Genomic DNA, 24,239 nt, shown 5'->3' with positions numbered 1-24,239 from the left:
GTCCATGTGCAAGGTCTGCGAAAGCGCAGGGTGGATTGCGCCTCACACGAAACCAGGATCGCCGCGTCCCCGCGTAGCAGGCACGAACCGCGGCGCATGCGATCCGCAGGGCTGCCGGCGATGTGCTAGCAAAGACTTCGCCCCGGGTCGAACCTCCGGCAAAAGCGGAAGGCCAAGCAGGCCACACGACCTGCGGCGAACGCAGCCGTAGCCCCGATGAAATCCAGGGAAGCCCGGCGCCTGAAAAACCGCACCCGGATTGCATCCGGGCTACACAGCGCCGCCAGCTTTTTCCGCTGCCTGAACCTAACCGCCCGTAATAACTAAATATTTTTCAAACTCACGCTTGACACCTACCCTGCAAATCCGTCTAATAGCGCCCCGTTGGCCCAGGTAGCTCAGTCGGTAGAGCAGGGGATTGAAAATCCCCGTGTCGGCGGTTCGATTCCGTCCCTGGGCACCATAAATAGCGAAAAAGGCTCACAGCGATGTGGGCCTTTTTTCTATCTGCAGAAAGAGCTGGCGACCTCGTTCGCCGTGCACCATGTTCAGCACCGTCAGTCACCAGGGACGCCCGCTGCCATGCATGATCCGACGCTCTACAGCACCGATGGCGGCAAGCTCGCGCTACCCCTGCGCGCCTGCGCGATCCGGCGGCAAAGCGCCGAGCGCTTTGCCAGCCGCAAGCACAACATCAGCCTGCCTATGCGCACCATTTCCGACCGGGGCGGCTGCCAGGCCAAGCGCCCTGCTCAGCCAACCTCGACATGATCCGCGCCCTTGGCTAGCGGCCTGCCGTTGCGCCAGCGGGACAGCTCCACGAACCGCCATTCCCCACACTGCACCATGAGCGGCTGGACGAGGCGTTCGCCGATGCCGACGCGGATGCGATTGTTGCAGCCATCTCGGCAATCAACCGTAGCGCCGCCTAGGGTACAGGGTGGATTACGCACCACAGGAGCCGAAGAACAACTGCCCACCGGCCAGCGCCGGGGCAGGCTGGACGACGAGGCCGAGGCGTCAACCCGCGCCGCTACCCCACCCTACACACCGCCGACTTAACCCGAACCACGAGATGACCGCATGAATACCGACCCGCTCAGCGAAGCCGAACTGGATTATGTCGAGAGCATCCTGCTCAAGTACGGCAACGACGAATCGATACTCGACGCCTCCGAGCTGGACGGCTTCTTCACCGCGCTGATCTCCGGCCCGGAGATACTGCCGCCCAGCCGCTGGCTGCCGGCGCTGTGGGGCGGCGAGCTGCCCGAGCAGGATTGGAGCGGCGCCGAAATGCAGCGTTTTATGGCCCTGCTGATCCAGCACATAAATAACTGCGTAATGATGCTGATGGAGTACCCGGCCGAGTTCGAGGCGCTGTTTCACCAGCGCGAGCAAGACGGCGAAACCATCGCCATCGTCGAGGAGTGGTGCTTCGGTTATATGCACGGCGTAGCCCTGGGCCAATGGCCGCAACTGCCGGATGCCGAGGCCGCACACCTGGCGGCGATCGAGCTGCACGGCAACGAGGCCTTCTTCCCGTTGCTGGAGCAAATGAGCCAGGCCCAGCACCAGCAGTCGGTGAAGGACATCGAACCGGCGGTGCGCGCCCTGCACGCCTACTGGCTTCGCCAGCGCAGCAGCCACGCCCGGCCGACTCGAAGCCCTGTGCGCGCCGCCCCTCAACCGGGCCGCAACGCTCCCTGCCCCTGCGGCAGCGGGAAAAAATTCAAGCAGTGCTGCCTGCACTAACAGTGCCGTCGAAAAACGTAGGCGAGGCAGCCGAGACAAGGCGCAACGACCAACGGGAGTAACAGCCGAAGGCTGGCCCGAAGGGCGAGCGCTAGCGAGTCGAAACAGGCGAGGAAGCGGAGTTTACGAGCTGTAAATGAGCATGACTCGCTTCGCTCGCCCCTGCGGGGTCGCGCTAAAGCGCGTTAGCCACAAGCGGCTTGCCGAACCTGTTTTTAACGCCGTATCGGCACATGGAAAAGGCGCTGTCCCAATTATGTGTTGCAGGCGCGATCTCTTGTCGGAGGGCCGCGCCTGTTCCTGACAGGCTAGCGGCATTTCCCACCTCCATGTGGGTCACGCGCCCCGCGGCGAATGCAGCCCGCAGGGCCGCCTGCCCATCGTTTCGCGGTATAGGTCGGGCCTCCTACGGATCGCAGGCAGTTCGCGCCTGGTGGCACAACACCTAACGGGTACAGAGCCATGGAAAAGGCCGCTTATCCCACGCCGCAAGCCCTCAAGGCCGAGCTGCGCACGGCCAGTATCCTGAAAGGCAGCCGGGCGGTGTTCAACATCGCCGGGCACAAGCACCGGGTCATTCTGGCCATCGACCATGAGCGCCAACTGGCGTTTATTCGCTTTGTCGGCAGCCACGCCCAGTACGATCCGATCGATGCCGGACTGGCAGCCGATCAAGACGCGCCTGAACGGCAGGCTCGAGCGCTATCTCGACGATGTGCGCTAAGCGCAATATTGCGTCTGCGCGACAGTCAGCAGCAGTCAGGCGACACCTGTGACCCAAGCAGCCCCAGGCGGCCAGTAAACGGCTTGGCGGTCAGCGAAACGCTATGCTAGCTTGACGCCTTCGCCAGGAAGGCCAAGCAACGCCTGAGCGCATCCGAACAAGAAGAGGACACCCCATGGCCGAGGCCACGCCCGCGCTGGAAATCCGCAATCTGCACAAACGCTATGGCGACCTTGAGGTGCTCAAAGGCATCTCCCTCACCGCCCGCGATGGCGATGTGATCTCGATTCTCGGCTCTTCCGGCTCCGGCAAGTCGACCTTTCTGCGCTGCATCAATCTGCTGGAAAACCCCAACCAGGGTCAGATCATCGTCGCCGGCGAGGAGCTCAAGCTCAAACCCGGCAAGCAGGGCGAACTGGTCGCCGCCGATGGCAAGCAGATCAACCGCCTGCGCAGCGAACTGGGCTTCGTCTTTCAGAATTTCAATCTCTGGCCGCACATGAGCGTGCTCGATAACATCATCGAAGCACCGCGTCGGGTGCTCGGCCTGAGCAAGGCCGAGGCCACCGAGCGGGCCGAGGCGCTGTTGGCCAAGGTCGGCATCGCCGACAAACGCCACGTCTACCCCAACCAGCTCTCTGGCGGCCAGCAGCAGCGTGCGGCCATCGCCCGCACCCTGTGCATGGAGCCCAAGGTGATCCTGTTCGATGAGCCGACCTCGGCTCTCGACCCGGAAATGGTGCAGGAAGTGCTTAATGTGATCCGCGCGCTCGCCGACGAAGGCCGGACTATGCTGCTGGTGACCCATGAGATGGGTTTCGCCCGCCAGGTGTCCAGCGAGGTGGTGTTCCTCCACCAGGGCCTGGTCGAGGAACAGGGGCCACCGGCCCAGGTGTTCGACAACCCGAGTTCGGCGCGCTGCAAACAGTTCATGTCCAGCAATCACTAAATGGAGCTACATCGCATGCAGAAATATAAGAAGATCCTGCTGGCTGCGGCCGCCACCCTGGCCTTCGGCACCAGCGCCGTCGCCGCAGACAAACTCAAGATCGGCACCGAAGGCGCCTACCCGCCCTTCAACCTGATCGACGCCAGCGGCCAGGTGGTCGGCTTCGACCTCGATATCGCCCAGGCCCTGTGCGCCAAGATGCAGGCCGAATGCGAAGTGGTCACCTCCGACTGGGACGGCATCATCCCGGCACTGAATGCCAAGAAATTCGACGCCATCGTCGCCTCCATGTCGATCACCGAGGAACGCCAGCAGGCGGTCGATTTCACCGAGCCCTACTACACCAACAAGCTGCAGTTCATCGCCGCCAAAGGCAACGATTTCAAATCCGACAAGGCCAGCCTCAAAGGCAAGGTGATCGGCGCCCAGCGCGCCACCATCGCCGGCACCTGGCTGGAAGACAACATGGGCGACGTGGTCGACATCAAGCTGTACGACACCCAGGAAAACGCCTACCTCGACCTGACCTCGGGGCGCCTCGACGGCGTGCTGGCCGACACCTTCGTCAACTGGGAATGGCTCAAGAGCGATGCCGGCAAGGGCTTCGAGTTCAAGGGCGAGCCGGTGTTCGACAACGACAAGATCGGTATCGCCGTGCGCAAGGGCGATCCGCTGCGTGAGAAACTGAACGCGGCGCTGAAGGAAATCGTCGCCGACGGCACCTACAAGAAGATCAACGACAAGTACTTCCCGTTCAGCATCTACTGAGCAGCCTGCTCTGCGTCGCCCGCCCGGGCGGCGCAGGCTTCTGAGCCCCCATGACCTTCGACCTCTACGGATTCGGCCCGGCCCTCGCCGCCGGCACCCTGATGACCATCAAGCTGGCGCTGTCGGCGCTCAGCCTGGGCCTGGTGCTCGGCCTGCTCGGCGCTCTGGCCAAGACTTCGCCGTACAAGCCGCTGCAGTGGCTCGGCGGCACCTATTCGACCATCGTGCGCGGTATCCCCGAGCTGCTCTGGGTGCTGCTGATCTACTTCGGCACCGTGCAGCTGATGCGCAACCTGGCCGACCTGCTCGGCATCGACAGCCTGGAACTGAGCGCGTTCGCCGCCGGCACCATCGCCCTGGGCATCTGTTTCGGTGCCTATGCCACCGAAGTGTTTCGTGGCGCCATCCTCGCCATCCCCAAGGGCCATCGCGAGGCCGGCCAGGCGCTGGGCCTGTCCAAGCCGCGGATCTTCTGGCGCCTGATCCTGCCGCAGATGTGGCGCATTGCCCTGCCCGGCCTGGGCAACCTGTTCATGATCCTGATGAAGGACACCGCCCTGGTGTCGGTGATCGGCCTGGAAGAAATCATGCGCCGTTCGCAGATCGCCGTGACCTCCAGCAAGGAGCCCTTCACCTTCTTCCTGGTGGCGGCCTTTATCTACCTGGGCCTGACCATCCTCGCCATGATCGGCCTGCACTTCCTTGAACAGCGTGCCGGCCGTGGCTTCATCAGGAGCAACTCATGAACTGGGAAGTGATCATCAAATGGCTGCCGCGCCTGGCCGAAGGCGCCGTACTGACCCTCGAACTGGTCGCCATCGCGGTCGTCGCCGGGCTGATCCTGGCGATACCCATGGGCATCGCCCGTGCCTCCAAGCATTGGTTCGTCCGTGCCGTGCCCTACGGCTATATCTTCTTCTTCCGCGGCACCCCGCTGCTGGTGCAATTGTTTCTGGTCTATTACGGCCTGGCCCAGTTCGACGCCGTACGCCAAGGCCCGCTCTGGACCTATCTGCGCGACCCATACTGGTGCGCCATCCTGACCATGACCCTGCACACCGCCGCCTATATCGCCGAGATCCTGCGCGGCGCGATTCAGTCCGTACCGCCGGGCGAAGTGGAAGCGGCCCGCGCGCTGGGCATGGCCCGCTGGCAAACCATGCTCTACATCGTCCTGCCGCGCGCCGCGCGTATCGGTCTGCCGGCCTACAGCAACGAAGTGATCCTGATGCTCAAGGCCAGCTCCCTGGCCAGCACCGTCACCCTGCTGGAGCTGACCGGCATGGCGCGTACCATCATCGCCCGCACCTACCTGCCGGTGGAAATATTCTTCGCCGCCGGCATGTTCTACCTGCTGATCGCCTTCCTGCTGGTGCGTGGTTTCAAGCTGCTGGAAAACTGGCTAAGGGTCGACGCCTGCCAGGGCCGCTGACGCGATGGGGCGCTCGCTGCCCCATCCAGGCTTGACGACACGACCATGAACGACTCCCCCCTCAGCGGCGCCGCCCTGCTCCAGCGTTTCCAGGCGCTGGATGAATTCTTGTGGCAACACCAATCGCTGTGGCGACCGCGGCCATTCAGCCAACGGCAACTGCCGTGGGAAAGCCTGCACCCCGAACTCGCCCGCTGGCTCAGATCGCGCAGCCTGGAACAGGCCGAGGTCGCCCACACTGAACCGCACCTGCTGAATGCCCCCGCCCCCTTCGCCGGACTCGCCGCGCAAGCCAGCAGCCTGAGTCGAGTCGGCGCCTTCGCGCCACAGCCAACGCCACAACTGCCGGCACGCTTCTCGGTCGACGTGCCCGGGCGCAAATGGCAACAGATCCAGGCCTTCGCCGGCTGCCTGCAGTTTCACCAACCCGCCCAACACTGGCTCGACTGGTGCGCCGGCAAAGGCCATCTCGGTCGCCTGCTGGCGCATGACGGCCGCCCGCTGACCTGCCTGGAGCACAACCCCGAACTGGTACACAGCGGCCAACTGCTCAGCCAGCGCCAGCACCTCAACGCCCGGCATCTGCAGCAGGATGTACTCGCGGCCGATGCCCATAACCAGCTCAAGCGCGAACACACCCCGGTCGCCCTGCACGCCTGCGGCGACCTGCATGTGCGCCTGATCCAGCTCGCCAGCGCGGCCGGCTGTCAGCAATTAGCCATAGCGCCGTGCTGCTACAACCGCATCGCCACGCCCAATTACCAGGCGCTCTCCGCTGCCGCCCAGGCGTCTGCCTTGCAGTTATCGCTGGAGGATCTGGCCCTGCCCCTTAGCGAAACCGTCACCGCCGGCGCCCGCGTGCGCCGCCAGCGTGATCGCTCCATGGCCTGGCGCCTGGCCTTCGACCTGCTGCAGCGTGAGCTGCGCGGCATCGACCACTACCTGCCCACCCCCTCCCTGCCGACGGCCTGGCTGGGCAAAGACTTCAGCGATTACTGCACCGACCTCGCGGCCCTAAAGCAACTGCCCACGCCAGAAGCCGCATACGACTGGGCGCAACTGCAAAGCCAAGGCTGGCAACGGCTGGCCCAGGTACGCAACCTGGAACTGCTGCGCGACTTGTTCCGCCGCCCGCTGGAACTGTGGCTGCTACTCGACCGCGCGCTCTACCTGCACGATCAGGGCTTCAGCGTGCGCCTCGGCAGCTTCTGCCCACGCCAACTCACCCCGCGCAACCTGCTGCTGCTCGCCGAACGCCGCTAACCTCAGCCCAAGTTGCCCACATTATCTGTGGATAACTGTGTTGATAGATTCTGAGCAGACTCGCCTAACGCCTCTGCCATCGGCCCTGAAGGCGCCTGTTCGTTTTTTAAACAGACCACAAAGACCAATTAAAACAGACACTTATAAAAAGCCGAGAAATGCCGCACAAAAACTACATGCGCGCTCAGCAAACGCCACTCGCTTGTGCATAAGGATTTCGCAGCTAATAGCCAGACCAGCAATAAACTACGCGCAGACGGCTTTACTCGGCCAGGTGAATGGATATAATGGCGGCCCTGAAATGCCGGTATAGCTCAGCTGGTAGAGCAACTGACTTGTAATCAGTAGGTCCCGAGTTCGACTCTTGGTGCCGGCACCATATAAAACAACGACTTAGGCTCACCGCGAGGTGGGCCTAAGTCGTTTCTGGCTTCCCGAAACCAAAATTTTCCCCCGTTCGTTCCCCGTTTCACTTACGGATCTCCGCGGTTACCGGACTATGGCACTCACGATCAAGGCTGCCTATAACTGCCTGGTTATTGGCCGGTACGCATTGAGCCGTTGAGTGACTCAATGCCATGGTCAAACTCTGCCTACCTTGGTTAAGCTGCCGCAAACTCCGCGTAATAAAGCCAAGCGTGGCGTACTGAGTGGACACGCAACCGAAGGATCGATCATGGCAGCCAGCAGTAATTTCGCCTTTCTCCAGGAACACGATCCCGTCTTCCTGCAGCTTGCCAGTACGGCCGAACAGGTCTTCGCCAGCGACCCCAACACCACCCTGATCAAACTGCGCCAACTCGGCGAGGCCCTGGCTCAGGACTTGGCCAGTCGCGCCGGTATCGAGTTCGATGCCACCACCACTCAATCCGACCTGCTCTACAAGCTCAGCCGCGAGATCCAGCTGGATCAGAACATCCGCAGCCTGTTCCATACCCTGCGCGTCGAGGGCAACAGAGCCACCCACGAATTCCGCACCCAGCACCGCGAGGCCATGGATGGACTGAAGGTCGCCCGCGCCCTGGCCATCTGGTATCACCAGTGCTTCGGCAAGAACACCCACGCCTTCAAGTCCGGCCCCTTCATCACGCCAGCAGACCCCAGCGCCCCGCTGCGCGACCTGCAAAGCCAGATCGAACAGCTCAAGGCCCAGTTGAGCGAATCCAGCCAGCAACTGGAGAGCAACCAGCAACTGGCCGAGCTGCACAAGCGTGAGGCCGAGGAATATGCAGTCCTCGCCGAGCAGATGGATGTCGAATCACGCACTCACAAACAACTGGCCGCCGAGCACGAAGCAGCGCTGCATCGGCTGCGCTGCGAGCATGAGCAACGCATCAAAGCCCTGCAACTGCAACTGCTGACCCAGCCCCAGACGGCACAGCAGGTCATGCACAAGACCCTACAGGCCACCAGCAGCTTCGACCTCTCCGAAGACCTGACCCGTATCCTAATCGACCAGCAGCTGATCGACGCCGGCTGGGAAGCCGATTCCCTCGACCTCACCTACAGCAAAGGCGCACGCCCCGAGAAGGGTAGGAACAAGGCCATCGCCGAGTGGCCCACCAGCAGCCCCAAAGCCTGCGCCGACTACGTGCTGTTCGCCGGCCTCACGCCCATCGCCATCGTCGAGGCCAAGCGTAAGCGCATCAACATTGCCGACCGTATCCCCCAGGCAGAGCGCTATGCCCGCGAGTTCAAACTCAGCGCCGAGCAGCAGCAATCCTGGCTGTTGGCCGGTCTAGCGCAGCCGTGGGGCGATGGCCAGGGTGGCAGCTTCAATGTGCCCTTTGCTTTCGCCTGCAACGGTCGGCCTTTTATCAAGCAGCTCGCCGAGCTTTCCGGCACCTGGTTTCGTGATCTGCGCAGCCCGGCCAATACCCGCCGCCCGTTGCAAGACTTTCATACCCCAGCTGATCTAGAAAACCTGCTCAAGCGCAGCCAGGCCGACGCCGAGGCCAAGCTCAAGACCGAAGGCTTCGCCTACCTCAAGCTGCGTGACTACCAGGAGAAAGCCATCCAGGCCGTCGAGCATGCCCTGGCCCACAACCAGCGCGACTGCCTGCTGGCCATGGCCACCGGCACCGGTAAAACCCGCACCATCATTGGCCTGATGTATCGCTTCCTCAAGGCCGAACGCTTCAAGCGCATCCTGTTTCTGGTCGACCGCAGCGCCCTGGGTCAGCAGGCCATCGACTCGTTCAACGACACCACCCTCGAGCAGAACCACAGCCTGGCGCAGATCTACGACGTCAAGGAACTGGGTGACATGGCCGCCGAGGCGGAAACCCGCGTTCAGGTGGCCACCGTGCAAGCCATGGTCAGCCGCATTTTCCGCTCGGATAACCCGCCGCCGATTGGCGAGTTCGACTGCATCATCGTCGACGAGGCCCACCGCGGTTACACCCTCGACCAGGAGATGACCGAAGGCGAGCTGGCCGTGCGCGACCACAGCCAGTACCTCTCGCAATACCGCCGTGTGCTCGATCATTTCGATGCCTGCCGCATCGGCCTCACCGCCACCCCAGCCAAGCACACCAGCGAAATTTTCGGCAAACCGGTATTCACCTATAGCTACCGCGAGGCCGTGGCCGACGATTGGTTGATCGATCACGAACCGCCGATCCGCTATGAAACCCAGCTCAGCCAGCACGGCATCCGCTTTGAAAAGGGCGAGTCGGTCAGCGTCATCAACACCCAGACCGGCGAGATCGACGTAGCGGAACTGGAGGACGAACTCAGCTTCAACATCGAGTCGTTCAACCGCCGCGTCATCACCCCGGCCTTCGACAAGGTCATCTGCGACGAACTGGCCAAGGAGCTGGATCCGTTCGGCGAAGAGAAGACCATGATCTTCTGCGTCAACCAGGCCCATGCCGAGCGGGTGAAGAACCTGCTCGACGAGGCCTTCAAGGCTGCCTACGGCGAGCAGTACAACGAAGCGGCGGTGCGCATCATCACCGGTCAGAGCGACAAGGTTGAGCAACTGATTCGCCGCTACAAGAACGAACCGCACCCCAGCATCGCCATCACCGTCGACCTGCTCACCACCGGCATCGACGTGCCGACAATCTGCAACCTGGTGTTTATGCGCCGGGTGCGCTCGCGCATCCTCTACGAACAGATGAAAGGCCGCGCCACCCGCCGCTGCGACGACATCGGCAAGACCGTGTTCCGCATCTACGACCCCGTCGACCTCTACGCCAGCCTGGAGGCGGTCGACACCATGAAGCCCCTGGTGAAGAACCCCAACATCTCCCTGGAGCAACTGGTCAGCGAGCTCACCGGCGGCGCCAGCTTTGACGCCCCCGGCAGCCAGGACGACAGCAACCACGCCCATGACGTGCTCGACCAACTGAGTCAGCGCGTCATGCGCATCCTGCGCAAGGCTCAGCACAAGGCCGAGAGCAAACCGAGCCTCAAGCAGAAACTCGATGAGCTACAGGATGCCTGGGGCGTCGAACCAGCCAAGCTGCACAGCCACCTGCATGAACTCGGCCCGCAGCAAGCCGCCAACTTCGTGCGCCAGCACAGCCAACTGCTCAACCAGCTCGCCGCCGTCAGCGCCCTGCTCGGCTCGGAGAACTACCCGGTAATCTCCACCCACAGCGACGAGCTGATGGTTCGCGAGCAAAACTACGGCCAGAACCAGAAGCCCGCCGACTACTTGGATAGCTTCCATGACTTCATTCACAAACAGCTCAACCAGTCCGCCGCTCTGGGTGTGGTGGTCAACCGCCCCAAGGATCTGACCCGCAAGCAGCTGCGCGAAGTACGCCTGCTGCTCGACCAGCACGGCTTCAGCGAAGCCAGCCTGAAGAGCGCCTGGCGCAACCAGACCAACCAGGAAATCGCCGCCAGCATCATCGGCTATATCCGGCAGGCCGCCATCGGCGAAGCCCTGCTGCCCTTCGACCAACGCGTGGCCAAGGCCATGCAGACCATCTACGCCCAGCAACCCTGGACGCCCGTGCAACGCAAATGGCTGGAGCGCCTGGCCAAGCAACTGGTGCACGAAGTGATCATCGACCCGCAGCAGGTCAACGATGCCTTCCGCAACGATGGCGGCCTCAAAGGCCTGGATCGCAACCTGGGCGGCAACCTGGATCGGGTGCTGGAAGCCCTGAATGACAACCTGTGGCACGCGGTTAGCTGAGCCTTGTGGGTGGGTTAGCGGCGCTGAGCCCTGAGCGATCAAGCGACGCCGAGGTGGTGCGCCGCGCAACCCACCAAGCGCCTCGCCTCGAAACTGGGCCGAGTTGCGCCGCTGGTGGGTTATGGCGCAACGGATCTCGCTGAATCATCGCTATTGGCTGCGTGCGCCTAACCCTACGAGAGGCCGCTTAACCGCACGGGGATCTGTGTCGCGACACTCGCACTACCTGCACTTCACGCTTGCCAAATAAACAGCAAAGAGCAAGAATCAACGAAATTTTGTTGGAACAGTGAAAATATGATCAGCTCTTTGCGCTTTTCCAACTTCTACAGCTTCGCTGAGGAAACTCGGCTCGATTTTACCGTGGGCAAAAAGCCCACGCCGTCAGGCTTCGATATCAACCTGCCCGAGACCCGCCTGAACAAGGTCATCGCGGTGGTAGGCGCCAACGGCTCGGGGAAAACCCAGCTGATCAAGCCGCTGGCCTTCCTCGGCTGGTTTATCTGCGATTCGTTCCTGCAAGGGGATCCCGACCAAGACATCGCATACCAGCCCCACCGCCTGCACGCGGAGCTGGACACCAGTATTGAGATCGACTTCTTTCTGCAGGGCATCCAGCACCGCTATCAACTGGTGCTCAATGCCGGCAAAGTCGTCAGCGAGGTGCTGCTCAATCGCACCAGCACCCAGTTTAGCTACCTGTTTCGCCGTGAGCGCAGCCCTGAAGGCTTCACCTTCAAGCACAAAGGCTTCCCCTTTCCCAAGGCCCAGGCACAGAGCTTGCGTGCCAACTGTTCACTACTGGCGGCGGCACACAGCTACGACATCAAAGAAGCCCGCCCTTTTATTGAGTTCTTCCGCCGCATCAACAGCAATGTCGCCAGCCATGGCCGGCATCATTTCCAACGCGGTGCACTGGTCAGTGCGGCTGAACTCTACGAGGCAGCCCCAGCCATCAAATCGCGCATGGTTGCAGCCATGCGCGAGTTTGATCTGGGCTTGTCCGACGTCGTCATTCGACCGATGGAAGTTGTCGACAAGGAGGGTAAAGACAGCACTATTTACATGCCGTTTGGCATACATCAGAGCCAAAATGGCAAGGCTTTCGAGCTGAGCCTCTTTGAGGAGTCCAGCGGTACCCAGTCGGCCTTCGTCCTGCTTGAGCACCTGCTGACCACCCTAGAACAGGGTGGCATGGCGATCATCGACGAGATCGACAACGACCTGCACCCACACCTAATGCCTGAGATCCTTGATTGGTTCCGCTTTGAGCACAGCAACCCGCACCAGGCGCAGTTGATCTTCACCTGCCATACCCCGGAAGTGCTCAACCGCCTGCAAAAACACCAGGTGTACCTGTGCGAGAAACAAGACCAATGCTCAACCGCCTGGCGGCTGGATGAGGTGCAGGGGCTGCGCGCCGATGACAACCTGTACGCCAAATACATGGCTGGCGCGCTGGGCGCGGTTCCTGATCTATGAGCCCGAAGCACAAAGGAGTCAGGCAGGCTGCGTTGCAGACAACACTGCTGGTCGTCGGAGAGGGGCCGGATGACAAGGCCTTCATCAGTCACATGAAGCAGCTGTACTGCCCTCGTGGCTGCGGTGTCAGCGTCAAGGTTCAGGCACAGGATGGTGGCTCGCCCGGCAACATCATCAGCAACGCCATCCGCAGCTATCGCAATACCGAATATAACCGCCGCATCCTGCTGCTGGATGCCGATCTGCCGCCCAGCGATGCCGAGTACAAGCGCGCAGCAGTGGCCGGCTATACAGTTATTCTCTGGCGTCCGCAGTGTCTGGAAGGTGCCCTGCTGGAGGCGCTGGATGAGCCCGTGCAGGCCCACGAAACCAGCCAGCAACTCAAGCAGCGCTTGCATCCAAGACTTGATGGCAGGCACACCGAGCCGGCAGCCTACGCTGAGTTGTTTACCCGGCCGGTACTGGATGCCACAGGCAATCACTCGATTGTCACGCTGCGCATGGCATTGCTGAAGCCCTGAGTCAGGGCGCATGTCTGCATGCCGGCCAGCAAACTTGCCAAATCGCCTGCCGAACAATAACCTCGTCCGCAACATACCCGCCATGCCTCTGACTGCCCCCGGCAGCCACGCACAAATCGTGCGGGTTTTTTATTTCAGGCCAGGAAGCCCCATGACCAACTCCGACATCGTCCAGAAGCTCTGGAACCTCTGCGACGTGCTGCGCGACGACGGCATCAACTACAGCGACTACGTTACCGAGTTGGTGCTCTTGCTGTTTATCAAGATGGAATACGAGCAGGTGCAGAACAACGCCAGCTTTGCCCACAAGCTACCGATAGGCGCGCGCTGGCCGGATCTGGCCGATAGATCCGGGCTCAACCTGCTCGACCACTACCGGCAGCTGCTGCTCGACTTGGGCAAGAACAGCGACCCGCTGATCGCCGCCATCTATGCCGATGCGCAGACCCGCCTGAAAGAGCCGCGCCACCTTGAGCAGCTGATCAAATCACTGGACGGCATCGACTGGTTCAGCGCCCGCCAGGACGGCCTCGGCGACCTCTACGAAGGCCTGCTGGAAAAGAATGCCAGCGAAACCAAATCCGGTGCCGGCCAGTACTTCACCCCGCGTCCGCTGATCGACAGCATCATCAACTGCATCCAGCCGCAGCCGGGTGAAACCATCCAGGACCCCGCCGCCGGCACCGCCGGTTTCTTGATTGCCGCCGACGCCTATATCAAGCGCCACAGCGACGATCATTACGACCTCGACGACAAGGCCCGCAGCTTCCAGCGCAACCGCGCCTTTGTCGGCATAGAACTGGTGCCCGGCACCCGCCGCCTGGCGCTGATGAACACCCTGCTGCACGGCATGGAAGGCGACGCAGAAGGCGTGGTGCACCTGGGCAACGCCCTCGGCCAAACCGGCGCCAGCCTGCTCAGGGTCGATGTGATCCTCTCCAACCCGCCGTTCGGCACCGCCAAGGGCGGTGGCGGCCCGACCCGCGACGACCTCACCTACAAGACCAGCAACAAGCAGCTGGCCTTCTTGCAACACATCTACCGCGGCCTCAAGCCCGGTGGCCGCGCCGCCGTGGTGCTGCCGGACAACGTGCTGTTCGAAGCCGGCGTCGGCACCGAGGTGCGCCGCGACCTGCTGGACAAGTGCAACCTGCACACAATCCTGCGCCTGCCCACCGGCATCTTCTACGCCCAGGGCGTAAAGACCAACGTGCTGTTCTTCCAGAAGGGCAGCGCCACCAACCCACGCCAGGAACAAGGCTGCACCCAGCGTGTCTGGGTGTATGACCTGCGCAGCAATATGCCCAGCTTCGGCAAACGCACCCCCTTCGGCGCCGGCCACCTGAAACCCTTCGAAGACGCCTACGGTGCGGATGCCAACGGCAACAGCCCGCGCGCCGAAAACGTCGAAGGCATCGGCGAACTCAGCCGCTTCCGCGTATTTACCCGCGCCGACATCGCCGCCCGTGGCGACTCCCTGGATATCAGTTGGCTAAAAGATGCCGATAGCCTGGACGCCAGCGAACTACCGGCACCCGAGGTGCTGGCCGGCGAGGCCATGGCTGAACTAACCGAAGCCCTGCATGAGCTGGAAGAGCTGATGAAAGCGCTGGGCGCCGGCGATGAAGTGGCGGCGCAGAAGCAGTTGATGGCGGAGGTGATGGGGTTGGCGGTGGTTGAGGGGAATGGGGAATGAGTGGCGAGCTGCCGGCCGGCTGGACGAGTTTTTCGCTGACAGATATCGGGGGGGTTTCGGGTGGCAAAACTCCTTCAAAAGCCAACCCTGAATTCTGGTCTAGCCCTGATATTCCTTGGGTATCGCCCAAAGACATGAAGAAAGACCTGCTGAATGACTCCGCAGACAAGATTTCACAAACTGCCATGGATAAAGCTGGGATGGTGCTATATCCGACCGGATCGGTATTGATGGTGACCCGGAGCGGGATTCTTCAGCACACGTTCCCGGTTGCCCTAGCGGGCGCAGATGTGACGGTCAATCAGGACATCAAAGTGCTGAGACCAAACGAAGGCATATCACCGAAATTATCCTTTTACATACTCAAGAGCTTTGGACAGGAAGTCCTTTCGGCATGCGCCAAAGACGGGACAACCGTACAAAGTATTGATTCGGAGAAGCTCGAAGCGTTTCCGTTGCCCTTGCCACCACTCGCCGAACAAACCCGCATCGTCCAAAAACTCGATGAACTGCTGGCCCAGGTCGACACCCTCAAAGCCCGCCTCGACGCCATCCCCGCCCTGCTCAAGCGCTTCCGCCAATCCGTCCTCACCGCAGCGGTTTCCGGGCGGCTGACGGAGGAGTGGCGCGTAGCCCGGATGCAATCTGGGGAGACCTATGCCCCGGATTCCGCTCAGCTCCATCCGTGCTGCTACGAAACTGACAGTGATGACGCTACCTCTGCACCGGTTAGTTGGGTGTTAACTCGCTTGGATCAGTGTGCGCACGCTCAGAATGGAAAGGCTTTTCCAAGTGCAGACTATCGAGATGCAGGAGTCAGACTGATCCGCCCCGGTAATCTCCATGTGGCCGGTCGAATAGTTTGGACTGACAGCAATACGGTTTGTTTGGATGAGGCCTACTTGCCTGGAAATGACAGATATCTTGTCCGAGCTGGCGATATTGTCATGAACTTGACAGCGCAGTCTCTGAAGGATGACTTCCTTGGGCGCGTATGTATTTATATTGATGAAATTCCTGCCCTTTTGAATCAGCGTCAATGTGTTTTCGTGTTCGATGGTAACTCCCCGTTGATGAAGGAGTATTTATTTTGGTATTTCCGATCTCCTCAGTTTAGGGCGTTCGTTGATACGCTAGATTCAGGGTCTTTGATCAAGCACATGTACACCAAGCAGCTTTCAGATCATGAGATTGCTACCCCCTCTGCCGAAGAACAAACCGAAATCGTCCGCCGCGTCGAACAACTCTTCGCCTTCGCCGATCAACTCGAAGCCAAAGTCGCCTCGGCCAAAAGCCGTATCGACCGCCTGACCCAAAGCATCCTGGCCAAGGCCTTCCGTGGCGAACTGGTGGCGCAAGACCCCAACGACGAACCGGCCAGCGTGCTGCTCGAACGCATTCAAGCCCAACGCGCCGCCGCGCCCAAAGCCAAGCGCGGCCGGAAGAGCGCGTAACCCCTTCACCGCAAAAGAAAATGCAACCCATCAGGGCGCGGAAGACGCCCGTTTAACCCCAACACACTGACAACAACTGGAAATCAAAAAGTGAATATGGAAGCCAACATCAAGAGCACTCCCGCAAAACTACTGGCCTGGCTGACAGGCGGCTTATCCAGCGTGATAGGCATCTGCTGGGCAATCATTACCTATGTATTCCCGGATCCCTCGGTTTTCGGGTTGGGCGTCGTTAACTGGAAGAACTTCCTGTCCTTCTTTGCCGCCTTCGTGTTCATGATGGCCATGATGATCGCCATGGTTGCTTGGCGGCTGCCCACCATTCCACGTCGCATGGTCAACTTCACATTGGCTGCTGGCCTGTCGGCCGGCTTCTTCGTGATCGGCATGGAGTACGCCAAACCTTCGTTCGAGTTCGCCAAGGCTCAAGAACGTATCGTCGAAAACGACAGCCCGACACTTTTTGGCAAGCGCATGGAGATGGTCGATAGCGTGCGCATCAGCTTGGTCAACTGCAACTTCATCGCCCAGACACCCTCCTGCGTATTCGAGTTCAACAGCACCAACAAAGACCGCGAGGTTCAGGTGCGTAGCGTGAGCGCGGTGTTCGAACCGGATGGCAACAACCTGCGCCTGGAAAAAACCCTGGTGGGCAATGAGGAGCTGAAGTACGGCTCTATCGAGTTGGTACGCAACCTCAACACCAAGGTCACCTTGATCTTCAAGCAAACGCGCAACGACCTGAGCACCATTCCCTCGGTCAAGCTGGTGCTTAACGGCTTGGATAACTACGAGCGGGTGATCAAGTTCAATGAAGTCAGCGCTGCCAGATAGACAGCCGGCGGCATCATGCGGATAGGTCGCTATCACCCAAATTGCCCGTACCTGGCCAACTATGTCAGCAACTACGCGCATGCAGATAACCCCGCCATCTACCAGATCGTCAAAACGGTCGGGCAGATGACGGCTGTTCTGGAGCTAACCGCAGATACGCGCTACGCGCTGCCCCAGATTAAGCGGTAACGGCCTCCTCGGGGTTCGATCCAGCAATTCGCGGCGGGGCTGTTCCTGCTCGCGTAACGCACGAGCCAGGTCACGCAGCCGCGGTCTGACGCCTCCTTTCCAGGCGTTATGCGCTGCAGCGGCCCCCGCCGTTGTTCACCTGAACCTGGTTGCCGATGCTGGCCTGTTTTACCAAGGCTACCGGCCTGGGTGTCTTGAGTTCGCCGAGGGGTTGCAGGGTGGCGCGAGCCTGATTCTGTGCTTTGAGCGCCAGCACCCCTGCCGGCATCCAGCGCTTGCGGCCGGGGCGTTCAGCCGACAAGCTAAGTCGGATGCTCACAGCATGTCGAAGAAGGCACTCATTTCATGCGTATTCTGCTCACTGGCGGCGCCGGCTTTATCGGTTCGGCGCTGATTCGCCATCTGCTCAACGACACCCAGCACCAGGTGCTCAACCTCGACAAGCTGACCTACGCCGGTAACCTCGAGTCGCTGGCCAGCGTGGCGGACAACCCGCGTTACCAGTTTCTCCAGGCGGACATCGGCGACAGCGCGACGCTGACTCGGGCCCTGGCCGAGTTCCAGCCGGACGCCATCATGCACCTGGCCGCCGAGTCGCATGTGGATCGTTCCATCGACGGCCCGGCGGCCTTTATCCAGACCAATATCGTCGGCACCTACGCCTTGCTGGAAGCGACCCGCGCCTATTGGCTGCAGCTGGACGAGGCGCGCCGGCAGGCCTTTCGCTTTCAGCATATTTCCACCGACGAGGTGTACGGCGACCTGCATGGCGTCGATCAACCGTTCACCGAGAGCACGCCCTACGCGCCCAGTTCGCCCTACTCGGCGAGCAAGGCGGCCTCCGATCATCTGGTGCGCGCCTGGCAGCGCACCTATGGTCTGCCGGTGCTGATCAGCAACTGCTCGAACAATTACGGGCCTTATCACTTCCCGGAAAAACTGATCCCGCTGGTGATCCTCAATGCGCTGGATGGCAAACCGCTGCCGGTGTACGGCGACGGTCAGCAGGTGCGTGACTGGCTGTATGTCGAGGATCATGCCCGGGCGCTGCTGAAAGTGCTGAGCGAGGGTCGGGTGGGCGAGACCTACAACATTGGCGGACACAACGAGCAGACCAATCTGCATGTGGTGCAGAGTATCTGCGCGCTGCTCGATGAACTGGCGCCGCGACCGGCCGGCGCCTACAAAGAACTCATTGCATTTGTGCAGGATCGCCCCGGCCACGACCGACGCTACGCCATCGACGCCGGCAAGATCGAGCGCGAACTGGGCTGGACGCCCGCAGAAACCTTCGCCAGCGGCCTGCGCAAGACCGTGTGCTGGTACCTGGACAACCTCGACTGGTGCCGCCGCGTGCAGGATGGTAGCTATAGACGCGAACGACTGGGCGCACTCGAGGAGCATTCCGCATGAAAGGCATCGTCCTCGCCGGCGGCTCCGGCAGCCGCCTGCACCCGATCACCCTGGGCGTGTCCAAGCAACTGCTGCCGGTCTACGACAAGCCGATGATCTACTACCCGATCTCGGTGCTGATGCTCGCCGGCATCCGCGAGATCCTGATCATCTCCACCCCCGAGGATCTGCCCAATTTCCGCAAGATGCTCGGCGACGGCAACCAGTTCGGCGTGCGCTTCAGTTATGCCGAGCAACCGTCGCCGGATGGCCTGGCCCAGGCCTTTCTGATCGGCGAGTCGTTTATCGGCGACGATTCGGTGTGCCTGATCCTCGGCGACAATATTTTCCACGGCCAGCACTTCGGCGACCAACTGGCGCGGGCCGCGGCTCATCCCTCAGGCGCCAGCATATTCGGCTACTGGGTGAAGGATCCCGAGCGCTTCGGCGTGATCGAGTTCGACGCCGACGGCCGGGCTCTTTCCATCGAAGAGAAACCCCAGCAGCCGAAGTCCGGCTACGCGGTCACCGGCCTGTATTTCTACGACAACGCGGTGGTCGAGATCGCCAAGGCGGTCAAGCCGTCGGCCCGTGGCGAGCTGGAGATCACCGACGTCAACAACGCCTACCTCAAGCGCGGCGAGCTGCGCGTCGAACGCTTCGGCCGCGGTTTCGCCTGGCTCGATACCGGCACCCACGACAGCCTGCTGGAGGCCTCGCAGTACGTGCAGACCATCGAGCATCGGCAAGGCTTGAAAGTCGCCTGCCTGGAGGAAATCGCCTTGCACAATGGCTGGATCGATCGCGCACAGTTGCTCAAGCAAGCCCAGGCCTTCGGCAAGACCGGCTACGGCCAGTACCTGTTCAAACTGGCGCAGGAGTACCCATGCAGGTAATAGCCACTGCACTGCCGGAGGTGTTGATCCTCGAACCTAAGGTGTTCGGCGACGAGCGCGGCTTCTTCTACGAGAGCTTCAACGCCCGCGCCTTCGCCGAGGCCACCGGCCTGACCCGCGCATTCGTCCAGGACAACCACTCGCGCTCGCAGCGCGGCGTGCTGCGCGGCCTGCACTACCAAGTGCAGCAAACCCAGGGCAAGCTGGTGCGGGTGACGGCCGGCGAGGTGTACGACGTGGTCGTGGATATCCGCCGCGGCTCGCCGGATTTCGGCCGTTGGGTCGGCACGCACTTATCTGCCGAGAACAAGCGCCAGCTGTGGCTGCCGGAAGGCTTCGCCCATGGCTTTCTGGTGCTCAGCGAGTTCGCCGAATGCCTCTACAAGACCACCGACTACTACGCGCCTGAACATGAGCGCTGCATTCGCTGGGATGACCCGAGCCTGGCCATCGACTGGCCGCTGAGCGCAGCGCCGCAGCTGTCCGGAAAAGACCAGGCCGGCCTCAGCCTGACCGATGCGGAGCTGTTGCCATGAAGATTCTGCTGCTCGGCCAACACGGCCAAGTCAGCCGCGAATTGCAGCTGAGCCTGCACGGGCAAGGGGAACTGATCGTGCGCGGTCGCGCTCAACTCGACCTGGCCGATCCTGCGCAGATTCGCCAGCAGCTGCGCCAATTGCGCCCCGACTTGATCATCAACGCCGCCGCCTACACCGCGGTCGATCAGGCCGAAAGCGAGCCCGAACTGGCCTTCGCCATCAACGCCACGGCGCCGGGCATTCTCGCCGAGGAAGCCGCTGCGCTGGGGGCACCGCTGATCCATTACTCCAGCGACTACGTGTTCGACGGCACAAAAAACACGCCTTATAGCGAGGAGGACGCGCCCAACCCGCTCGGGGTCTACGGCCGCAGCAAACTGGCCGGGGAGCAGGCGATCCAGGCGGTTGGCGGCGCCCACCTGATCCTGCGCACCAGCTGGGTCTACTCGCTGCACGGGCGCAACTTCCTGCTGAGCATGCAACGCCTGCTGCAGGAGCGCGACGAACTCAAGGTAGTGGCCGATCAAATCGGCGCGCCGACCTGGGCCGGCAGCATCGCCGCCGCCACCGCGCAGGTGATCCAACACTGGCACGCCGGTCAGGCCGGCCCCTGGGGCCTGTATCACCTCAGCGCCCAGGGCGAAGTGTCCTGGTTCGGCTTTGCCTGCGCGATTGCCGAGCGACTGCGCATGCAAGGCAAACCCACCGCGGCCCTGCAGCCCATCCCCGCCAGCGCCTACCCCACGCCCACACGGCGTCCGCTCAACTCGCGGCTCGACTGCGCGCGTCTGCAACGCGACTGGCAGATCCAACTGACCGACTGGCACAGCGCCCTGCTCGAGTGTCTGCACAGCCCGCGCCAGGCATAACGCACCCAGCGCGGAGCGCATCAGGCCGCCGCCCGGCGGCAAGGCGGGTTGCCGGGAAAAATGTCGAGGGAAGCCGCCCAGACTCCTGGCACAACCCTTGCTAAAGTTCGAAGATGCATACTACCTGCGACCCCCAGGCGCCTAATTCCATGAGCACAACCATCCGCACGCCCAAACGTCTTCGCTGGCGCAGCCTGGTGTTGCTTGCCCTGCTCCTGGCACCGCTGCTCTGGCCGCTGCAACAACTGGCCGAGCGTTATTACCGCGGCGGGCTGAGCGAACAGAACCGGCAGACCCTCGACCTCTACGTCGCCAACCTGCTCGGCACCCTGAACCGCTACGAGGTGCTGCCGCCGATCCTCGGGCAACTGCCGACCCTGCGCCAACTGTTGCAGGACAGTGCCGATGCTCAACTGCGCGACCGGGCCAACCGCCTGCTCAGCGGCCTACAGGAGCAGACCGGCGCCGACGTCATCTACCTGATGGCCCCCGACGGCCAGACCCTGGCGGCCTCCAACTGGGCGCAGGAGGACAGCTTCGTCGAGCGCAACTTCTCCTACCGCCCCTATTTTCGCGAGGCCATGCAGGGCCGCCCTGGACGCTTCTTCGGCCTCGGCACTACGTCCCGCAAGCGTGGCTACTTCTTCGCCGCCGCCGTGCGCGAGGGCACGCAGATCCTTGGCGTGCTGGTGGTCAAGGTCGACCTCGACCATACCGAGACCCTGTGGGGCCAGCGCCCGGAGCAACTGCTGGTCACCGACAACTACGGCGTAGTGATCCTCACCTCGCAGGCCGACTGGCGCTTCCATGCCACCCGCGAGCTGGACAATGCCGAGCGCGCCGCGATTGCCGCCACCCAGCCCTACCGCATCCAGTCGCCGCCGCCGCTGCAGCTCGAACCCGAGGCCTGGCTGCGGCAGAGCCGCCGCCTCGCTGACATCGGCTGGACGGTGAGCATTCTGGCCCCGCGCCTGTTGCTCGACCGTCCCGTGCGCAGCGCCGTCGCCATCGGTGGCGCGGCATTACTGGTGCTCATCCTGCTCCTCGGCCTGCTGATCCAGCGCCGCCGCCATTACCTCGAACGCATCGCCCTGGACGCCCAGGCGCGCCAGGAACTGGAGCAGCGCGTGCAGGAACGCACCCAGGATCTGGAGCTGCTCAACAGCCGCCTGAAACAGGAAGTGCTGGAGCGCGAACAGGCCCAGCAGGAACTGCTGCGCGCCCAGGACGAACTGGTTCAGGCCGGCAAGCTGTCGGCGCTGGGCACCATGAGCGCGAGCATCAGCCACGAGCTCAATCAGCCGCTGGCGGCGATTCGCAGCTACGCCGACAACGCCGGGGTGCTGCTCGACCACCAGCGCAGCGACGATGCCCGCGCCAACCTCAAGCTGATCAGTCAGATGACCGAGCGTATGGCCTCGATCATTTCCCACCTGCGCGCCTTCGCCCGCCGCGACCGCCACGCCCCGGAAAGCGTGGCCCTGCAACCGGCTCTCGACGACGCCCTGGCGCTGCTGGCCAAACGCCGCCGGGCGATGCAGGTCGAGCTGACTCGCGACCTGCCGGACGCCACCCTGTGGGTGCAGGCCGGCGAGACCCGCCTGCGCCAGGTACTCGGCAACCTGCTGGCCAATGCCCTCGATGCGCTGAGCGAAAAAGCCCCGCCGCGACACATCTGGCTCAGCGCCGAACGCACCGCCGCGGGCGTCGACCTGCACCTGCGCGACAACGGCCCGGGCTTCAGCGCCGAAGCCCTGCAGCGCGCCCGCGAGCCCTTCTTCACCACCAAGACCAGCACCCAAGGTTTGGGTCTGGGCCTGGCGATTTGCGATACCCTGATGCGCGCGCTCGGCGGCGAACTGCTGCTGGCCAATCACCCCGCCGGCGGCGCCCTGCTGACCCTGCGCCTGCGCGCCGCCGAACATGGCGTTAAAACCCAGTCGCCCGAGGATTTTCCCGTATGACCAGCCTCGACCCACGCACCCAGGTGCTGTTGATCGACGACGACCCCCATCTGCGCCAAGCCCTCAGCCAGACCCTCGACCTGGCCGGCCTGAAAGTCGTCAGCCTGGCCGACGCCCGTGGCGTTAGCGCGCGTATCGGCCGCGATTGGGCCGGCGTGGTGGTCAGCGATATCCGCATGCCCGGCATCGATGGCCTGCAACTGCTCGAACAGCTGCACGAACAGGATCCCGACCTGCCGGTACTGCTGATCACCGGCCATGGCGATGTGCCGCTGGCGGTGCAGGCGATGCGCGCCGGCGCCTACGACTTCCTCGAGAAGCCCTTCGCCAGCGAAGACCTGCTCGCCAGCGTGCACCGTGCCCTGGCCCTGCGCCGCCTGGTGCTGGATAACCGCTGCCTGCGCCTGGCCCTGGCCGACCGCCAGCAGTTGAGTGCGCGCCTGGTCGGCCAGTCGCCGGCCATGCAGCGCCTGCGCGAGCAGATCGGCGCCCTGGCCGGAATCAGTGCCGACGTGTTGATCCTCGGCGAAACCGGTGCCGGCAAAGAAGTGGTCGCCCGCGCCCTGCACGACCTGTCGAACCGCCGCAGCGGCCCCTTCGTCGCCATCAACGCCGGCGCCCTGGCCGAGTCGGTGGTGGAAAGCGAACTGTTCGGCCACGAACCGGGCGCCTTTACCGGCGCGCAAAAGCGCCGTATCGGCAAGTTCGAATTCGCCAACGGCGGCACCCTGTTCCTCGATGAAATCGAGAGCATGAGCCTGGAAGTCCAGGTCAAGCTGCTGCGCCTGTTGCAGGAGCGGGTGGTCGAGCGTCTGGGCGGCAATCAGTTGATCCCGCTGGACATCCGGGTGATCGCCGCGACCAAGGAAGACCTGCGCCAGGCCGCCGATCAGGGGCGCTTCCGCGCCGACCTGTATTACCGCCTGAACGTCGCCCCGCTGCGCATCCCGCCCCTGCGCGAACGCGGCGAAGACGCCCTGCTGCTGTTCCAGCACTTCGCCGATGGCGCCAGCGCCCGCCATGGCCTGCCCGGCCGCGAACTGCAACCGGGGCCGCGCGCCCTGCTCTTGCGTCACCCCTGGCCGGGCAATGTGCGCGAACTGCAGAATGCCGCGGAGCGCTTCGCCCTCGGCCTCGATCTGGGCCTCGAACTGAGCCTGGACAGCCCGCAGAGCGGCGTACCGCCCAGCGGCAACCTCAGCGAGCAGGTGGAAGCCTTCGAGCGCGCCATGATCGCCGCCGAACTGAGTCGCGGCCATGCTTCGCTGCGCAGCCTGGCCGAAGCCCTCGGCGTGCCGCGCAAGACCCTGCACGACAAATTGCGCAAGCACGGCCTGAGCGTCAGCGACACTGGCGGAAGCT

Annotated in this window: 19 protein-coding genes, 2 tRNA genes and 1 pseudogene; all 22 read left to right on the top strand. The window is 62.7% G+C overall.

Features of this window, described 5'->3' with window-relative positions; translation table 11 throughout:
• Positions 1-387: 387 nt before the first annotated feature.
• Positions 388-463 (top strand) — tRNA-Phe (locus tag P8H27_RS05230).
• A 119-nt stretch (positions 464-582) separates the two neighbouring features.
• Positions 583-771: a hypothetical protein gene (locus P8H27_RS05225; RefSeq protein ID WP_289635630.1), complete on the top strand. Its 189-nt coding sequence runs from the start codon at positions 583-585 to the stop codon at positions 769-771.
• A gap of 312 nt (positions 772-1,083) precedes the next feature.
• Complete coding sequence (locus P8H27_RS05220) at positions 1,084-1,752, top strand: UPF0149 family protein (RefSeq protein ID WP_289635629.1); 669 nt, start codon at positions 1,084-1,086, stop codon at positions 1,750-1,752.
• Between the two features lie 453 nt (positions 1,753-2,205).
• Positions 2,206-2,409: pseudogene (locus P8H27_RS20555) on the top strand (type II toxin-antitoxin system HigB family toxin); the annotation flags it as partial.
• A gap of 242 nt (positions 2,410-2,651) precedes the next feature.
• Positions 2,652-3,425 carry an ABC transporter ATP-binding protein gene (locus P8H27_RS05210; protein WP_289635627.1) on the top strand — a complete coding sequence of 258 codons (774 nt, stop codon included), beginning with the start codon at positions 2,652-2,654 and terminating at the stop codon, positions 3,423-3,425.
• A 15-nt stretch (positions 3,426-3,440) separates the two neighbouring features.
• Entirely contained in the window at positions 3,441-4,193 is a 753-nt protein-coding gene (locus P8H27_RS05205) for an ABC transporter substrate-binding protein (RefSeq protein ID WP_289635625.1), read from the top strand.
• 50 nt (positions 4,194-4,243) lie between these two features.
• A complete protein-coding gene (locus tag P8H27_RS05200; protein ID WP_289635624.1) occupies positions 4,244-4,939 on the top strand; it encodes an ABC transporter permease in 696 nt (231 codons plus the stop codon).
• The gene (locus tag P8H27_RS05195) at positions 4,936-5,625 is read left to right on the top strand and encodes an ABC transporter permease (protein WP_289635623.1); all 690 of its coding nucleotides are present in this window, start codon (positions 4,936-4,938) and stop codon (positions 5,623-5,625) included. The genes P8H27_RS05200 and P8H27_RS05195 overlap by 4 nt, the downstream gene beginning before the upstream one ends.
• Positions 5,626-5,670: 45 nt before the next feature.
• A complete protein-coding gene (locus tag P8H27_RS05190) occupies positions 5,671-6,888 on the top strand; it encodes a methyltransferase (RefSeq protein WP_289635622.1) in 1,218 nt (405 codons plus the stop codon).
• A gap of 303 nt (positions 6,889-7,191) precedes the next feature.
• Positions 7,192-7,267 (top strand) — tRNA-Thr (locus tag P8H27_RS05185).
• 297 nt (positions 7,268-7,564) lie between these two features.
• Positions 7,565-11,041, top strand: coding sequence for a type I restriction-modification system endonuclease (gene hsdR / locus P8H27_RS05180; RefSeq protein ID WP_289635621.1), 3,477 nt, complete (start codon positions 7,565-7,567; stop codon positions 11,039-11,041).
• A 297-nt stretch (positions 11,042-11,338) separates the two neighbouring features.
• Positions 11,339-12,523, top strand: coding sequence for an ATP/GTP-binding protein (locus P8H27_RS05175; RefSeq protein WP_289635620.1), 1,185 nt, complete (start codon positions 11,339-11,341; stop codon positions 12,521-12,523).
• 32 nt (positions 12,524-12,555) lie between these two features.
• Positions 12,556-13,044: a hypothetical protein gene (locus tag P8H27_RS05170; RefSeq protein ID WP_289635619.1), complete on the top strand. Its 489-nt coding sequence runs from the start codon at positions 12,556-12,558 to the stop codon at positions 13,042-13,044.
• A gap of 151 nt (positions 13,045-13,195) precedes the next feature.
• Positions 13,196-14,740 carry a class I SAM-dependent DNA methyltransferase gene (locus P8H27_RS05165; protein ID WP_289635618.1) on the top strand — a complete coding sequence of 515 codons (1,545 nt, stop codon included), beginning with the start codon at positions 13,196-13,198 and terminating at the stop codon, positions 14,738-14,740.
• Complete coding sequence (locus P8H27_RS05160) at positions 14,737-16,194, top strand: restriction endonuclease subunit S (protein ID WP_289635617.1); 1,458 nt, start codon at positions 14,737-14,739, stop codon at positions 16,192-16,194. Before P8H27_RS05165 ends, P8H27_RS05160 begins: the two co-directional genes overlap by 4 nt.
• A 90-nt stretch (positions 16,195-16,284) precedes the next feature.
• Positions 16,285-17,028: a hypothetical protein gene (locus P8H27_RS05155; protein ID WP_289635616.1), complete on the top strand. Its 744-nt coding sequence runs from the start codon at positions 16,285-16,287 to the stop codon at positions 17,026-17,028.
• 534 nt (positions 17,029-17,562) lie between these two features.
• Positions 17,563-18,630, top strand: coding sequence for a dTDP-glucose 4,6-dehydratase (gene rfbB, locus P8H27_RS05150; RefSeq protein WP_289635614.1), 1,068 nt, complete (start codon positions 17,563-17,565; stop codon positions 18,628-18,630).
• On the top strand, positions 18,627-19,505 hold the full coding sequence (rfbA, locus tag P8H27_RS05145; RefSeq protein WP_289635613.1) for a glucose-1-phosphate thymidylyltransferase RfbA: 879 nt from the start codon (positions 18,627-18,629) through the stop codon (positions 19,503-19,505). Before rfbB ends, rfbA begins: the two co-directional genes overlap by 4 nt.
• The gene (gene rfbC / locus P8H27_RS05140) at positions 19,496-20,041 is read left to right on the top strand and encodes a dTDP-4-dehydrorhamnose 3,5-epimerase (RefSeq protein ID WP_289635612.1); all 546 of its coding nucleotides are present in this window, start codon (positions 19,496-19,498) and stop codon (positions 20,039-20,041) included. Before rfbA ends, rfbC begins: the two co-directional genes overlap by 10 nt.
• Entirely contained in the window at positions 20,038-20,913 is an 876-nt protein-coding gene (rfbD, locus tag P8H27_RS05135; RefSeq protein WP_289635610.1) for a dTDP-4-dehydrorhamnose reductase, read from the top strand. The genes rfbC and rfbD overlap by 4 nt, the downstream gene beginning before the upstream one ends.
• Before the next feature lie 149 nt (positions 20,914-21,062).
• Positions 21,063-22,877 (top strand): ATP-binding protein, encoded by a 1,815-nt coding sequence (locus P8H27_RS05130; protein WP_289635609.1) that lies wholly within the window; start codon positions 21,063-21,065, stop codon positions 22,875-22,877.
• Positions 22,874-24,239, top strand: a 1,366-nt coding sequence (locus P8H27_RS05125) for a sigma-54 dependent transcriptional regulator (RefSeq protein WP_289635608.1), incomplete at its 3' end; no start/stop codon positions are given. The genes P8H27_RS05130 and P8H27_RS05125, both read left to right, overlap by 4 nt.

This window comes from Pseudomonas sp. sp1636, from assembly GCF_030376615.1.
Classification (GTDB): Bacteria; Pseudomonadota; Gammaproteobacteria; order Pseudomonadales; family Pseudomonadaceae; genus Aquipseudomonas.
Note: the sequence above shows the minus strand (reverse complement) of the source record. Positions and strands in the feature narration are given on the sequence as shown.